Genomic DNA, 14,628 nt, shown 5'->3' with positions numbered 1-14,628 from the left:
GCACCGGACCTCGTCCGGACTGTCGTGTCCCGGTGCGGCGTGCCCGGGACGCCACTGTCGCCGGTGGCTCCACAAGGCACCGGACCGAGCGCCGCGACCACCGGGCTGGCCCTCTCGGAGATTAACCCCAGCGATTACGGTGAGTCAACATGCTGTCCGTGGTGGCGCGGGTCATGTCACCTGATTGACACCTTCCCAACTGCGAAAACTTTGTCGGCACCGTCAGGTGATTCAAAGGTGCGGCATGGATTATTCACAGCTTGCATCAACGCATCGTCACCACAGGTCGTGTCCGTTCGGGGGTCGGTGGTGACGCCGCTGTGACGGCGGCACGCGCACCGTGGCGGCAGTCGTCCCGCGTGACGAACGGGCCAGGCCACGTCCCGCCACGCGCCCTAGGGAGGCACGTCCATGGATCGTTCGCTGATTGTCGCCCCGGTGGTCCCGGCCGCCGGGGTTCCCGCCGGGCCCGGCGCGACGGAGCTGCCGCGCCCGGCCGAGTCCCGTCACCGGCCGCCGTGCCGACCGTACGACCGCCGCGTCCGCCCGGAGGATTCCGGGCAGCCGGGCCGAGGGCCGGGGGCGGGCTGCTGCCACCGCTGGGAGTCGACAGCCGGGCGGCGGCCGTGACCGCCACCATCGGGCACGGCGAGCAGCTCTGGTCGCGTTGCGACGGGTGCGAGGCCCTGCTCTACCGCAAGCGGCTGCGGCGCAACCTGGACGTCTGCCCGGAGTGCGGCTCGCACGTCCGGCTCGGCGCGCCGGAGCGGCTGCGTCAGCTGGCGGACCCGTCGTCCTTCGCCGCGCTGCCGGACCGTCCGGACGACGTGGACCCGATCGGCTTCGTCGACGTGTTGCCGTACCCGCACCGGCTGGTGGCGGCCCGGGCGGCCACCGGCCTGCCCGAGGCGGTGGTCTGCGGCACGGCCACGATCGGGGGCCACCCGGTGGCGCTCGCGGTGATGGACTTCCGGTTCCTCGGCGGCAGCCTCGGCTGCGTGGTCGGCGAGTTGATCACCCGTACCGCCGAGCGGGCGCTGGCCGACGGCGTCCCGCTGGTGCTGGTCACCGCCTCGGGCGGGGCGCGGATGCAGGAGGGTGCCCTGTCGCTGATGCAGATGGCCACGGTGAGCCAGGCGGTGGCGGCGCTGCGCGAGGCGGGGCTGCTGACGGTGAGCGTGCTGACCGACCCGACGTACGGGGGTGTGGCGGCCTCGTTCGCCACCAACACGGACGTGGTGCTGGCCGAGAGCGGCGCGCGGATGGGCTTCGCCGGCCCTCGGGTGATCCGCCAGGTCACCGGGCGCGACCTGCCCGAGGGGTTCCAGACCGCCGAGTTCCTGCTGCGGCACGGTCAGGTCGACATGGTGGTGCAGCGGCGGTCCCTGCGGGCACGGCTGCTGGTGCTGCTCGCGGCGGCCCGCTCGGCCCGTGCGGACCGGCGTGCGGCGGACCGGCGGCTGGTGTGCCGGCCGGAGGCCGGGCACCTGATGCCCCGCCAGCCGGCCGCCGGGTCGGCCGGCCACAGCCGCGCCGGGCTCGCCGCCCCGCCGGGCCGCGCCACGGGCGTCGCGCCGGACGGCCGCGCCGGGCTCGCCGCCCCGCCGGGCCGTGCCACGGGCGTCGCGCCGGACGGCCGCCCCGGGGGAGACGGGACGCCCGGTCGGCTGAGCGGCGCTCCGGACGACCGCGCGGCGGGCCGGGGCGACGGGGACCGGGCGGCGGCGCGTGACCCGTGGGACACGGTGCGGACGGCCCGTCACCCGGGCCGACCGACCACCCTGGACTACCTCGACCTCGCGTTCGACGGCTTCGTCGAGCTGCACGGCGACCGGCTCGGCGCCGACTGCCCGGCCGTGGTCGGCGGCCTGGCCCGGCTCGGCGACCGGCACGTGCTGGTCATCGGCCACCAGAAGGGGCACAACACCGCCGAGCTCGTCGCCCGTAACTTCGGGATGGCCAGCCCCGCCGGGCACCGCAAGGCGCTGCGGCTGATGCGGCTCGCGGCCCGGCTGGGCCTGCCGGTGGTCACCCTCGTCGACACCCCCGGGGCCGACCCCGGGGTACGCGCCGAGGAGCAGGGACAGGCGGCGGCCATCGCCGAGAACATCCTCACCCTGAGCAGCCTGCCGGTGCCGGTGGTCGCGGTGGTCACCGGTGAGGGCGGCAGCGGCGGGGCGCTGGCCCTCGCGGTCGCCGACCGGGTGCTGATGCTCCAGCACGCGGTCTACTCGGTGATCAGCCCCGAGGGGTGCGCCGCGATCCTCTGGCCGGACAGCTCCGCGGCCCCGCTGGCCGCCCGGGCGCTGCGGCTGACCGCGCCGGACCTGTGCGCGCTCGGCATCGCCGACGAGGTCGTGGCGGAGCCGGAACCGGCGGCCCACGCGGACCCGGAGGCCGCCGGGGAGCTGCTGCGCCGGGCGGTGCTGGCGAACCTGACCCCGCTGCTCGACGTGCCGCCCGCGACGCTGGTACGCCGCCGCCGGCAGCGGTTCCGCCGGTACGGCGCGGCCCGGACCGGCGGCGCGGGCGCGACGGTGGGGGTCGTCCGGTGAGCGCCGAGACGATGCCCGACGACGCCGTGCTGGCGGGGCTGCGCCGGCACGCCCGGGCCCTCGCCGCCGAGCTGGCCGGCCCGGTGCGCCGGGTGCGGCTGAGCAGCGGGCAGACCGCCCTGGAGGTGGAGTGGCACGGGACGGCGGAGCAGACGCCCGGCCCACCCTCCCCGCTCGCCGAGCCCGCGTCTGCGGGCGAGGAGACCGACCGTGCCGTCGTGCGGTCGCCGATCGTCGGCACGTTCTACCGTGCGCCGGAACCCGGCGCCGCGCCGTTCGTCGCGGTCGGGGACCTGGTCCGGGCCGGTCAGGTGGTCGGGATCGTCGAGGCGATGAAGCTGATGAACGAGGTCACGGCCGACCGGGCCGGCCGGGTGTCGGCGGTGCTCGCCGACGACGCGGCGCCGGTCGAGTACGACCAGCCGCTGGTCGCGCTGGAACCGGCCTAGGTCGGGTGGGGACATGTTCGAGAAGGTGCTGATCGCCAATCGGGGCGAGATCGCGTTGCGGGTGCTGCGGGCGTGCCGGGAGCTGGGCGTGCGGACGGTGGCCGTCTACTCCAGCGCCGACGCCGACTCCGCGGTGGTGCGACTGGCCGACGAGGCGGTCCGGATCGGGCCGGCGGAGGCCCGGCGCAGCTACCTCAACGCGGCGGCGATCGTGGAGGCGGCCCGGCGCACGGGGGCGCAGGCCGTGCACCCGGGCTACGGGTTCCTCTCCGAGGACGCCGACTTCGCCGAGATCTGCGCCGACAACGGGCTCACGTTCATCGGCCCGCCCCCGCCGGTGATGTCCGCGTTGGCGGACAAGGCCACCGCGCGGGCGTGGATGCGCCGGGCCGGGCTGCCGCTGCCCCCGGGCAGCGTGGAGACCCTACCGACGGCGCAGCGGGCCGCCGAGATCGCCGCCGAGGTCGGCTACCCGGTGATCGTGAAGGCCGCCGCCGGCGGTGGCGGGCGGGGCATGACCGTGGTGCACACCCCGGGCGACCTGCCCCGGGCGTACGCGCGGACCCGGGCTGCCGCCCAGGCCGCCTTCGGCGATGACCGGGTGTACGTCGAGCGGTACCTGACCGACGCGCGGCACGTCGAGGTGCAGGTGCTCTGCGACGGCAACGGCAACGGTGTGCACCTGGGCACCCGGGACTGCTCGGTGCAGCGGCGGCACCAGAAGCTGGTGGAGGAGGCACCCGCCCCGTCGCTGCCGGCGGCCGTCGTCGACAGCATCGAGCGGGCTGCGCTCCGAGGGGTGCTGGAGGTCGGCTTCACCGGCGCGGGCACGGTGGAGTTCCTGGTGGACGACGCCGACCGGTTCCACTTCCTGGAGATCAACTGTCGGATCCAGGTGGAGCACCCGGTCACCGAGATGATCACCGGGATCGACCTGGTGCACGAGCAGCTGCACATCGCCGCCGGGGTGCCCCTGCGAATGCGACAGTCCGACGTCCGCCCGCACGGCGTCGCGGTGGAGTGCCGGGTCAACGTGGAGGACCCGGACCGGGGGTTCGCACCCACCCCCGGCCGGCTGGACCGGTTCCATCCGCCCGGGGGGCCGTTCACCCGGGTGGACACCCACGGGCGACCCGGCTATGTCGTCGGCCCCCACTACGACTCCCTGCTCGCCAAGGTCGCCGTGTGGGCGCCGGAGCGGGAGTTGGCGCTGGACCGCCTGGAACGGGCGCTCGGCGAGTTCGACATCGGCGGGCCGGGTGTGCGGACCACCATCCCCTTCGTCCGGCGGGTGCTCGACGACGCCGCCTTCCGCAAGGGGCGCTACTCGACCGGCCTGGTCGACCGGCTGCTGCGGGCCGTCGACCCGGCCGACGACGCCGCGGCTGGTGCCGCCGCCCCGACCGCCGGTGCCGCCGCCCCGACCGCCGACGGCACCGTGCCGTCCGGCCCCGACCAGAGGAGGAACTGATGACCGTCACCCACGGCCGACCGTTGACCACCGAGATCACCGAGATCCTGGTGGCGCACTGCGGCCTGGACGCCGAGGCCGCGGCCAGGGAACCGGCCGCGTCCCTGGAGGAACTCGGCATGGACTCGCTCGCCCTGCTCGAACTGTCCGCCGTGCTCGCCGACCGGTACCGGGTGCGCATCCCGGAGGAGGCCGGGCAGCTGAGCATCGACGCCGTCGCCGACCTGGTCGCCCAGGGGACCGATCCGCCCGGGCACACCGAGAACGGCATCGTCATCGCCGCGCCCCTGCCGCTGGTCTGGAAGCTGACCAACGACGTGGCGAACTGGCCGGACCTGTTCACCGAGTACGCCGCGGCGGACATCCTCGAACGCGACGGCCGCACCGTCCGGTTCCGGCTGACCATGCACCCGGACGAGAACGGCACGGTGTGGAGCTGGGTCAGCGAGCGCACCACCGACTGGGAGAACCGCGAGGTGCGGGCGCACCGGGTGGAGACCGGCCCGTTCGAGTACATGCGCATCCACTGGCGCTACGACACCGAACCCGACGGCACCCGGATGACCTGGGTGCAGGACTTCGCGATGCGCCCGCAGGCGCCGCTGGACAACGCGGGGATGACCGCGCGGATCAACGCCAACAGCCGCGTCCAGCTCGCGGTGATCAAGGAACGGATCGAGCGGGCGGCCGGGAACCGCTCCACCACCACCGGAGGCGACGATGAGTGAGACCACCGACCAGCGGCCGGCGGCCGGCGCACCGGCACACCGGCCCGTCGCGGGCCGGGACGTGCCGGCCGACCGGCGCCGCGGCGGCGAGCTGCGGGTGCTGCTCGGCCCGAAGACGGTCGGCAGCACCTCCGGGTTCATGGGGGTGGCGACCCTGGCCCCGGGGGAGCGGATCGCCGAGCACTACCACCCCTACAGCGAGGAGTTCCTGTACGTGACGCGCGGGTCCATCACCGTCGACCTGGACGACCGCCCCGTGCCGCTGGCCACCGGCGAGTCCCTGTTCGTGCCGGTCAACGTCCGGCACCGGCTGCGCAACACCGGCACCGAGCCGGCCGAGGTGGTGTTCCACCTGGGTCCGCTCGCACCCCGCCCGGAGCTCGGGCACGTCGACACCGAACTGGCCGAACAGCGGGGCGCGTCGTGACCGCGCGCCGCACGGTGGTGACCGGCATCGGGGTGGTCGCCCCGGGCGGCGCGACCCGGGACCGATTCTGGAAGACGATCACCGAGGGGCGCACGGCGACGCGGCGGATCAGCTTCTTCGACCCGTCGCCGTTCCGCTCCCGGATCGCCGCCGAGTGCGACTTCGACCCCGTCGCCGCCGGGCTCACCGAGGCCGAGCGGCGACGCGCCGACCGGTACGTGCAGTTCGCCCTCGCGTGCTCGATCGAGGCGGTCGCCGACAGCGGGCTGGAGCTGACCGACGCCGAGCGGGACCGCGCCGGGGTGGTGCTCGGCACCGCCGTCGGCGGCACCATGGCCCTGGAACAGGAGTACGTCGCCGTCAGCGACTCCGGCAGCCGCTGGCTCGTCGACCACGCCCGCGGCGGGCCGTACCTGTACCAGGCCCTGATCCCCAGCAGCCTGGCCGCCGACGTGGCCTGCCGGCACGGGCTGCACGGCCCGGCGCAGGTGATCTCCACCGGCTGCACCTCCGGCATCGACGCCATCGGGTACGCCCACCAGCTCATCGCCGACGGCGAGGCCGACATCGTGCTGGCCGGGGCGGCCGACTCGCCCATCTCCCCGGTCACCGTCGCCTCCTTCGACGCGATCAAGGCGACCAGCCCCGACAACGACGACCCGGCGCACGCCTCGCGGCCGTTCGACGCCGACCGGCACGGCTTCGTCCTCGCCGAGGGCGCGGCCGTGCTGGTGCTGGAGGAGTATGGGCACGCCCGCCGCCGGGGCGCGCACGTCTACTGCGAGCTGGCCGGGTACGCCAGCCGCAGCAACGGCTACCACATGACCGGGCTGCGCCCCGACGGGCTGGAGATGGGGCTGGCCATCTCGGCCACCCTGAAGCAGGCCCGGCTCATCCCCGAGCAGGTCTCCTACATCAGCGCGCACGGCTCCGGCACCCGGCAGAACGACCGGCACGAGACGGCGGCGTTCAAGCGGGCCCTCGGCGAGGCCGCCCACCGGGTGCCGATCAGCTCCATCAAGTCCATGGTGGGGCACTCGCTCGGCGCGATCGGCTCCATCGAGATGGCCGCCTGCGCCCTGGCCGTCGAGTACGGGGTGGTGCCGCCGACGGCCAACTGGGCCACCCGCGACCCGGAGTGCGACCTGGACTACGTGCCGAACGTGGCGCGGGAGCTGCCGGTGGACGTGGCGCTGTCGGTGGGCAGCGGATTCGGTGGCTTCCAGTCGGCGATGCTGTTCCGCCGGCTGTCCCCGGCGGTGGCCGGGTGACCGCCCGGGCGGTGGTCACCGGCATCGGGGTGGTCGCCCCGAGTGGCGTCGGAGCCGACGCGCACTGGGCCACGGTGTCCACGCGGACCCGGCGCACCGGGCCGATCACCCTGTTCGACCCGGCGTCCTACCCCACCCGGCTCGCCGGTGAGGTGCCCGGCTTCGAGGCGCTGACCTGGGCGGACAACCGGCGGCTGGTGCAGACCGATCGGTGGACCCACCTGGGGTTCGCGGCCACCCGGCTGGCGCTGGCCGACGCGGGGCTGCCCGAGCGGGCCCCCGACCCGTACGGGTACGCGGTCACCCTGGCCAGTTCCTCGGGCGGGAACCTGTTCGGCCAGCGGGAGCTGCAACGGCTCTGGGGCGGCCCGTCGCGCACCGTCGGGGCGTACCAGTCGATCGCCTGGTTCTACGCGGCCAGCGTCGGGCAGCTCTCCATCCACCACCAGTTCAAGGGCCCGTGCGGGGTGCTGGTCAGCGAGTCCGCCGGCGGGCTGGACAGCCTCGCGCACGCGGTGCGTACCGTGCGCCGGGGCACCCCGGTGGTGATCGCCGGGGCCACCGAGTGCCCGCTGAGCCCGTACGCGCTGGCCTGTCAGCTTGCCTCCGGGCTGCTCAGCACGGAGGACGACCCGCAGCGGGCGTACCGGCCCTTCGACGCCGACGCCGCCGGGTACGTCCCGGCGGAGGGCGGCGCGGTGTTCGTGGTGGAGGAACTGGGGCACGCCCTGGCCCGGGGTGCCCGGGTCTACGGGGAGGTCACCGGGTGGGCGTCCACCCACGACGCCGCGCACACCACCCCCGACTCGGCGGGCGATCCCGCCCAGTACGCCCGGGCGATGCGGCTGGCCCTGGACCGGGCGGGGGTCGCCCCGGACGAGGTGGACGTGGTGCTGCCCGACGCGCTGGGCACCCCCCGCCACGACCGGGCCGAGGCCGACGCGCTGCGCGCGGTGTTCGGGGCCCGTGGAGTCCCGGTGACCACCCAGAAGCCGCTGACCGGCCGGGCCCACCAGGGCGGGTCGGCGCTGGACGTGGCCACTGCCCTGCTCGCCTTCGCGCACGACACGCTGCCCGCCTCCGCCGGCCCGGACCGCCCGGCCGACGGCTGCGACCTGGACTTCCTGCGCGAGCCGCGCCTGCCCGCCTCCCGGGTGGCGCTCGTGGGCGCGCGCGGGTTCGACGGTTTCAACAGCGCGCTGGTGCTGCGCGGCGCGGCGGGCCGCCCGGCGCCACAACCCCGCCGGGCGGCCGAGCCCGGCGTGACGAGAGGAGTGGACGGATGATCGAACAGCGGGCCCGGGTGGTGTTCCTGGTGCGGGTGCCGGACGAGCGTACGGGGGACTTCCTCCGCGCGTACCAGTCGATCCGGCACCTGGTCGCCGAGGGGACGCCGGGGCACCTGGTGGACCAGGTGTGCCGCTCGGCCGCCGACCCGGAGCAGTGGCTGATCACCAGCGAGTGGGTCAACCTGGCCGCGTTCGAGGCGTGGGAGCGCAGCGCGCAGCACCGGGACCTGGTGCTGCCGCTGCGTGAGTGCTTCAGCGAGGAGGAGTTGTCGCTGCGCTTCCTGGTCTACGCGCAGACGCCCGCCCTGGCGTGATCGGAGCCCGCGCGGGACGGGCCGCAGGGCGTGGCCGGGACCGGCCCCGCCTCAGCCCGGGCACAGCTTTCCCTGGTGGGCGTCGTCCGGCACGAGTTCGCGTACGGCGTCGTCGGTGTTCGGGTCGGCCAGCAGCCCGCAGAGCCGCTCCATCACGTCGTCGACGGAGTGGCGGCGGGTGTCGGCGGTCTTCGCCAGTCGGCGCAGCGGCGGCGGCTTCCCGGCCGCCGGGAGGGCGACGCCGATCGTGCTGTTGTCCAGCACCGCCACCGGCCCGTCCAGGCCCCGGCCCAGCGGCAGCACCGCCTCCCACTCGCCGGAGTGGGTGCGGCGCTCGCCGGAGCGCGCCCCGTCGGGCAGCGACCACACGCTCACCTCGGGGGTGGAGCTGGTGGACAGGTCCCGGATGTCGCTGGCGGTGGCGCTGATCAGGTCGCGCCGCCAGGACAGCACCAGGGTCGACCCGGTCGCGTCCAGGGCGACGGCCCCGGTGCGTTCCTCCGGCCGCAGGTCGATCACGGGGGCCTTCGGGCGCAGCGAGGTGGTGTCCAGGACGCTCACCCGGGCGTTGTCGCCGGTCCGGTCCCGTGTGGTGGCGGCGACCGTGCTCCAGTCCGCGCTCATCGCCACGTCGCTGATCCCGTCGACCAGGACCCGCCGGGCGGTCGCCCCGGTCAGGTCCGCGGCGGACAGGGTGATCGGCGGACCGGGCGTGCCGCCGTCGCCCGAGGGCATCTCGACCAGCAGCGCGGTGCGCCCGCCGGGGCCCAGCCAGAGCTTGGCGACCGTGCTGCGCCAGGCCAGGGTGACCCGGCCGCGTTCCGCCCCGGTGCGCAGGTCGTACAGGACGACGGTGTTCAGGTCCGCGCCCGGGTCGCCGAGCTTCCTGCTGGCCGGCGTCACGAGGGCGAGCACCTCCCCGGTGGGGTCGATGCTCATGGCCCGGACCCGCAGGCCGGCCGTGATCCCGTCCAGCGGCACCGCGTGGCTCACCCGCCGCGCCCCGGTGTCGTAGACCACGAGGCAGCTCATCGTTTCGAACAGCGAGGCGGGCCGGCAGGTGGGGTAGTCGTCGGGGTCGAGCTTCGGCAGCCCCTTGTCGTCCACCGGCGCCCCCGTCCGCAGGACCGGCATGACCGACTGGACGAACGCCACCCGATCGCCGGAGCGGCTGACGACCGGCCGGCCGATACCGACGCTCGATCGGGCCAGCGAGGTCAGGGTGGCGTCCCGGCTGACCGCGTCGGTCAGGTGCCACAGCGCGGGGCGGAGCGCCGCGTCCTGCGTGACCAGGTGGGTACCGTCGGCGCTGAGCTGCTGCGACAGGTCGCTGCCGAACCATCCGCCGGTGGGCGGCTCGCCGGAGGCGTCGCTGGGGGTGGGCTGTGCCCCGGTGCTCCGCGTGCCCGCGTAGTGCGGCAGCAGCGCGTCCACCCCCTCGTACCAGTCGGGGGTGCTGAGTTTGAACGATACGTCGGGGTCGGTGCGCCAGGCCCGCAGCGCGAGCTGATTCGCCCCGTAGCTGTCCACCCCCGCCCGAGCGCCGGCCTTCGTGACGAGGTCGGCGGCGGCGATCTCGGCGCGCTGTTCGGCGGTGGTACGCCACGCGCCTCCCACCGCGCCCACGACGACCACCAGGGCGAGGAGGGCCGCGAGGACCCGCCGGTTGCGCCGCCGCAGGCTGTCGGCGACGAAGGCGCGCTCGGCGGGGGCGAGCTGGTCGCCGTGCGTGCCGGCCCAGCGCCGGGCGTCGTACAGGTCCGCGCCGCTGAGCCGGCGCCGCCCCGCCGCGTCACCGGCCGGCGTGCCGGCCATCCGCAGCCGCAGCATCTCCTGCCAGGTGCGGAACTCGCGGTGCCGGTCGGTGAGCGCGCGCAGCCGCTCCCACCCGGTCACCAGCGACTCGTGGGCCAGCTCCACGCCGGGCGTCGCGCCGGCCGTCCGCAGCGCCAGCAGCCGGGTGGTGGCCAACCGCTGGGCGACCGCGAGCTGCGCGTCGTCCAGGTCGGCCAGGGCGGCGGTACGGCGTACCGACAGCCCGGACTCGGGCAGCGGCCGGGTGAGCTGGGCCAGCAGTCGCTCCGCCGCGTTCCGGGCCGCCGGGTCGAGGTTGCCCCACACCCGCTCGGCGTAGCCGGCCAGCGCGCCCCGCACCCCGCCCAGATCGTCGTACGCCCGGTGGGTGAGCAGCCCGGCGTGCCGGCGCTGCCACAGCTCGGTCAGGGTGAACTGGACCAGGGGCAGCGCGTTCGGCGCGTCCCGCACGTCGTCGACGATCCGGTCGACCAGCCCGGCCTGCGCCGTCACCGTGCCGGTCCGGGACAGCGGCCCGGTGACCACCTCGCGCAACTGGGACGGGGTGAGTTCGGCGACGGTGGCCGGCAGCCAGCGGGCGGTCAGCTCCGTCATCGCCGGCTCGCGCAGGCATGCCCCGAGGAAGGTGTCGCGCAGGGCGAGCAGGACCGACACCCGCGCCCCCGGGCGCAGCGCCACGCCCAGCGCGTCGGTCAGGCCACGGCGGGCCGCCTCCGGTTGGGCGAGCACCTCCTCGAACTGGTCCACCACGAGGACCAGCCGGTCGGCGTCGGTGGCGGCGAGCACGACCGCCAGCACGTCGGCCCCGCCCCCGTCGGCCAGCCGGGCGGCCAGGGCGGCCACCCGGTCCACCCGGTCGACCGGGTTCCGGGCGGCGGTGGCCGTCCCGTCCGCCCGGTCCACCGGGTCCGGGTCGGTCAGCCGGTCCAGTGCCAGGGCGAGGGCGTGCAGCCCGGTGGCCGCGTCCGAGGGGCGCAGGACGGCGACGGCGAGGCGCGGCGTGCGGCGCAGCCGGGCGAGCACCCCGGCGTGCAACAGCGAGGTCTTGCCGACCCCCGACGGCCCGACCAGGCAGAGCACCGGCACGGACAGCGCCTGCCGGGCAAGCTGCTCCGCCTGCTCGGTACGACCGAAGAAGAGCGCCTCGTCCTGCTCGCCGAACGCCCGCAGCCCCCGGAACGGGGCTTCGCCCTCGGCGACCCGGGCCAGCTCCGGCCAGGCCGGCAGGAGCCGGTCGGTGGGGAGCAGGTAGCCGATCCGGGGCGGGGTGCCGCTGGCCTTCTGCACCACCATGCCGATCACGGCGTCGACCTCGGTGTCCCACACGGGTGACCCGGAGAAGCCCTTTTCCAGTGTGGACGGTCGACGGTCGTCGCTGAGGATCTCCACCCAGCCGGTGGCGACCGCGCCGCCGGTGCGGCCGTACACCCAGCCACCCATTCTCAGGGCGGCCGGGAAGCCCACCATGACCAGTTGGGCGTCGGAGAGGCTGCGGTGCCGGGCGAAGGTGAGCGGCCTCGCCCCGGGTGGGGGCGGGGAGAGCAGTCGGAGCCCGGCGACGTCGCCGGTGTGTTCGGGGGCGACCGGCTGCCAGGCGACGACCTCGGCGGTCAGCCGGCGGCCCGGGGCGAGCAGCGGGAAGTCCACCTCGACCGCGTCGACGGGCGGGTCGCCGTCAGCCGGGCAGCCGAGTGCGGTGGCCACCACATGGGCGGCGGTGAGCAGGTGACTCGGCCCGGCGAGGAAGCCCGCGCCGACCGGGGTGTCGCCCTTCCAGAGGCGGACCAGAGCGGCCTCGATCGGGATGCGGCGCGTTCCGTCCACGGTCAACCCGTTCCAGTCGGTCGATCGGCAGGCTGCCGCCCCGGTAAGCCCGCCTTCCGGTGGGCAGGCTCACGCCCCCGCCGGACGCCGGGTGTACGCGGGCAGGCTACCGCCGGCCACCGCGTCGCGGCCGATCCTGCCCGCCGAACCGGCCGACCGGCAATGGGGCCGGCCGACCTTTTTGATCTAGCCATTCGCATCTAGTAATGGTCTCGGCGCTTGTCGTAGTGTTCCGTCAGCACCCCGAAAGACGCACCATATTGGGCGGTTGCGCCCTTTTCGATGCTTGGCGGTAGACCACAGTGAGCAAGGATCGTTCGGCAGAAGAATCCACAGTAGACGACGCTGCCTGGGTTGACGAAGTGTTGTTGGCCGGTTCGTCGACCGACGTTTGTTTCCGGCTGCCCGACCCGGTGGACCGGGGCACCCTGCGCCGGCTGGTCGGCGAGGCCCAGGTCCGGCTCGCCGAGGGCGGGCTGCGCCCCGGCGGGGCCGCCGCGCTGCGGCTGCCTCCGTCGCTGGCGTACGTGGTGAACCTGCTGGCCACCTGGCGCAGCGGCGCGCAGGCCATCCTGCTGGACCACCGGCTCACCGACCACGAGGTGGAGCGCGCCCTGGAGCGGCTCACCCCGCAGGTCGTGGTGGCCCCGGTGCGCACCGGCCCCGGCGCGCTGAAGATCTTCGTCGACGTGACCGAGGGCGTCACCGCCCACTCGGACCGGCCGGCCGGCAGCCCGCACGCGGTGATCCAGCTCAGCTCCGGATCCACGGGACCGTCCAAGGTGATCGGTCGCAGCGCCGCCTCGCTCGTCGCCGAGGTGCGCCGCTACACCCGGATCGACGGGGTCGCGCTGCCCGGGGAGCGGATCATCCTGCTGCCGTCCATGGTGCACGTGCTGGGCCTCGTGGGCGGCCTGCTCTACGGCCTGCACGCCCGGATCACGCTGGTCACGCCGGACCGGCTCAGCGGCGACGCGGTTCTCGCCGCCGTCGCCGCCGACGACAGCCCCGCCACCGTGCTCGGCGTGCCCTTCCACATCGGGCTGCTGGCCTCCACCCGGGCGACCGGCCCGCTGCCGCAGCTCAAGCGGATGACGACCGGCGGCGAGCTGGTCCCGGCGGCCGTCGTCGCCGCGTTCACCGACCGGTTCGGGGTGCCGCTGGGCAACATGTACGGGATGACCGAGGTCGGGGTGATCGGCACCGACCTGCACGGCTGGCACCGCCCGACGATCGCCCCTGCCCCCGGCATCGAGGTGCGCGAGTCCGCCACCGGCGAGCTCTGGGTGAGCTGCCCGGAGTCGCCCTACGTCGGGCTCTCCGACCCGGACCGCTGGTCCGACGGCTGGCTGCACACCCGCGACGCCGGCACCGTCGATCCCGACACCGGTCTGGTGACCGTGCGCGGCCGGCTCGACTCCCAGGTGTCCGTGGGCGGGATGAAGGTCGACCTCACCGAGGTCGAGGCGACCCTCGCCGGGCTGCCCGGTGTCGGCGCCGCCGTGGTGGTCTACGACGACGGCATCACCGCGTACGTGCAGCCGGACGGGCCGCTGTCGGAGGAGGCGCTGGAGAAGCTGCTCGCCGAGCGGCTCGCCGGCTACAAGCGGCCCCGGACGCTGCACCTGCTCGACCGGCTGCCCCGGACCACCACCGGCAAGCTGGTCCGTTCGACCCAGGCGCTGCGGGCGGCCACGCCGTGACCAGCCTGCTCCGGCGGTCCTCCGTCGCGCCCTCGACCCTGACTGACTGCTCAGTCGGTGACGATCTCGACCCCGTCGACCGGCCCGCCGACCGCCACCGCCAGCACCAGGCCGCCCGGCCCCGCCACGGTGTCGAACAGCGCCAGGCCGCTGGGCCCCGCGGCGGCGTCCGACAGCGTCGGGCCGCCGGTCGGGGCCGCGGTGGCGACTCGGTCACCGGCGGCGTCGCCGGCCAGCCGGGGATGGCCGACCCGCAGGCCGCCCGGCCCGGGGACCGGCCGCAGCAGGCCGCCCGGCCCGTCGGGCCGGGGCATCAGCCGCCCCAGGCCGCCGTCACGCAACCCCCGGCCGAGCGCCTTGCCGACGGCCTCCTTGGCCGTCCAGAGCAGCAGGAACGCCTCGGCACGTCGCTCGGCGGGCCGGTCGGCCAGCCACGCGGCCTCCCCCGGGGCGAACCAGCGGCGGGCCAGCGCCACCGCCGGCAGCTCCCGGCGCGTCTCCACGTCGACCCCGACCGGGCCGGCGCGGCGGGCCGCGACCACCACGGCGTCGCCGGCGTGACTCACGCTGACCGGCAGCTCGGCCGCGTCACCGGCGCGGACGAACGGCCGCCCCGCGGCGTCGCGCCCCACCCGGATCTCCGTCTCCACCCGGCCGAGCAGCATGCCACCCGCGTGCCGCAACAGCCGCCGGGCCGCCTCCGGCCGATCGCCGGCGGTACGGCCGAACCACACGTACACGGTGTCCCGACCGGGCACCGCTGACTGGCTCACGGAAAGAGG

11 protein-coding genes are annotated in these 14,628 nt (G+C 75.5%); 9 read left to right on the top strand and 2 right to left on the bottom strand.

Annotated features, from left to right (window positions below):
* Nucleotides 1-626 precede the first annotated feature (626 nt).
* Genes ACQPZO_RS16395 through ACQPZO_RS16360 form a run of 8 tightly spaced genes read left to right on the top strand, consistent with a single transcriptional unit; the run spans nucleotide 627 to nucleotide 8,504 of the window.
* The gene (locus tag ACQPZO_RS16395; RefSeq protein ID WP_433341934.1) at nucleotides 627-2,555 is read left to right on the top strand and encodes an acetyl-CoA carboxylase carboxyltransferase subunit alpha; all 1,929 of its coding nucleotides are present in this window, start codon (nucleotides 627-629) and stop codon (nucleotides 2,553-2,555) included.
* 11 nt (nucleotides 2,556-2,566) lie between these two features.
* Nucleotides 2,567-3,004 carry an acetyl-CoA carboxylase biotin carboxyl carrier protein gene (accB, locus tag ACQPZO_RS16390; RefSeq protein WP_433351034.1) on the top strand — a complete coding sequence of 146 codons (438 nt, stop codon included), beginning with the start codon at nucleotides 2,567-2,569 and terminating at the stop codon, nucleotides 3,002-3,004.
* A gap of 13 nt (nucleotides 3,005-3,017) precedes the next feature.
* Nucleotides 3,018-4,475 carry an acetyl-CoA carboxylase biotin carboxylase subunit gene (locus tag ACQPZO_RS16385; RefSeq protein WP_433341932.1) on the top strand — a complete coding sequence of 486 codons (1,458 nt, stop codon included), beginning with the start codon at nucleotides 3,018-3,020 and terminating at the stop codon, nucleotides 4,473-4,475.
* Nucleotides 4,475-5,203: an SRPBCC family protein gene (locus ACQPZO_RS16380; RefSeq protein ID WP_433341931.1), complete on the top strand. Its 729-nt coding sequence runs from the start codon at nucleotides 4,475-4,477 to the stop codon at nucleotides 5,201-5,203. Before ACQPZO_RS16385 ends, ACQPZO_RS16380 begins: the two co-directional genes overlap by 1 nt.
* Nucleotides 5,196-5,630 carry a cupin domain-containing protein gene (locus tag ACQPZO_RS16375; protein WP_433341929.1) on the top strand — a complete coding sequence of 145 codons (435 nt, stop codon included), beginning with the start codon at nucleotides 5,196-5,198 and terminating at the stop codon, nucleotides 5,628-5,630. Before ACQPZO_RS16380 ends, ACQPZO_RS16375 begins: the two co-directional genes overlap by 8 nt.
* Nucleotides 5,627-6,901: a beta-ketoacyl-[acyl-carrier-protein] synthase family protein gene (locus ACQPZO_RS16370; protein WP_350888907.1), complete on the top strand. Its 1,275-nt coding sequence runs from the start codon at nucleotides 5,627-5,629 to the stop codon at nucleotides 6,899-6,901. Before ACQPZO_RS16375 ends, ACQPZO_RS16370 begins: the two co-directional genes overlap by 4 nt.
* Nucleotides 6,898-8,187, top strand: coding sequence for a beta-ketoacyl synthase N-terminal-like domain-containing protein (locus ACQPZO_RS16365; RefSeq protein WP_433341928.1), 1,290 nt, complete (start codon nucleotides 6,898-6,900; stop codon nucleotides 8,185-8,187). Before ACQPZO_RS16370 ends, ACQPZO_RS16365 begins: the two co-directional genes overlap by 4 nt.
* A complete protein-coding gene (locus ACQPZO_RS16360) occupies nucleotides 8,184-8,504 on the top strand; it encodes an antibiotic biosynthesis monooxygenase family protein (protein ID WP_405108282.1) in 321 nt (106 codons plus the stop codon). Before ACQPZO_RS16365 ends, ACQPZO_RS16360 begins: the two co-directional genes overlap by 4 nt.
* Before the next feature lie 51 nt (nucleotides 8,505-8,555).
* Here the strand turns inward: ACQPZO_RS16360 and ACQPZO_RS16355 are convergent, their stop codons facing one another.
* Nucleotides 8,556-12,143: a trypsin-like peptidase domain-containing protein gene (locus ACQPZO_RS16355; protein ID WP_433341926.1), complete on the bottom strand. Its 3,588-nt coding sequence runs from the start codon at nucleotides 12,141-12,143 to the stop codon at nucleotides 8,556-8,558.
* A 362-nt stretch (nucleotides 12,144-12,505) separates the two neighbouring features.
* On the opposite strand from ACQPZO_RS16355, the gene ACQPZO_RS16350 reads away from it, so the two are divergent.
* Nucleotides 12,506-13,846, top strand: coding sequence for a class I adenylate-forming enzyme family protein (locus ACQPZO_RS16350; RefSeq protein ID WP_433341925.1), 1,341 nt, complete (start codon nucleotides 12,506-12,508; stop codon nucleotides 13,844-13,846).
* A gap of 50 nt (nucleotides 13,847-13,896) precedes the next feature.
* On the opposite strand, the gene ACQPZO_RS16345 is transcribed toward ACQPZO_RS16350, so the two are convergent.
* Nucleotides 13,897-14,619: a 4'-phosphopantetheinyl transferase family protein gene (locus tag ACQPZO_RS16345; protein ID WP_433341923.1), complete on the bottom strand. Its 723-nt coding sequence runs from the start codon at nucleotides 14,617-14,619 to the stop codon at nucleotides 13,897-13,899.
* Nucleotides 14,620-14,628 lie beyond the last annotated feature (9 nt).

The organism is Micromonospora sp. CA-111912 (assembly GCF_050948415.1).
Taxonomy (GTDB): domain Bacteria; phylum Actinomycetota; class Actinomycetes; order Mycobacteriales; family Micromonosporaceae; genus Micromonospora.
This window is presented reverse-complemented; position numbering and strand designations above follow the sequence as displayed.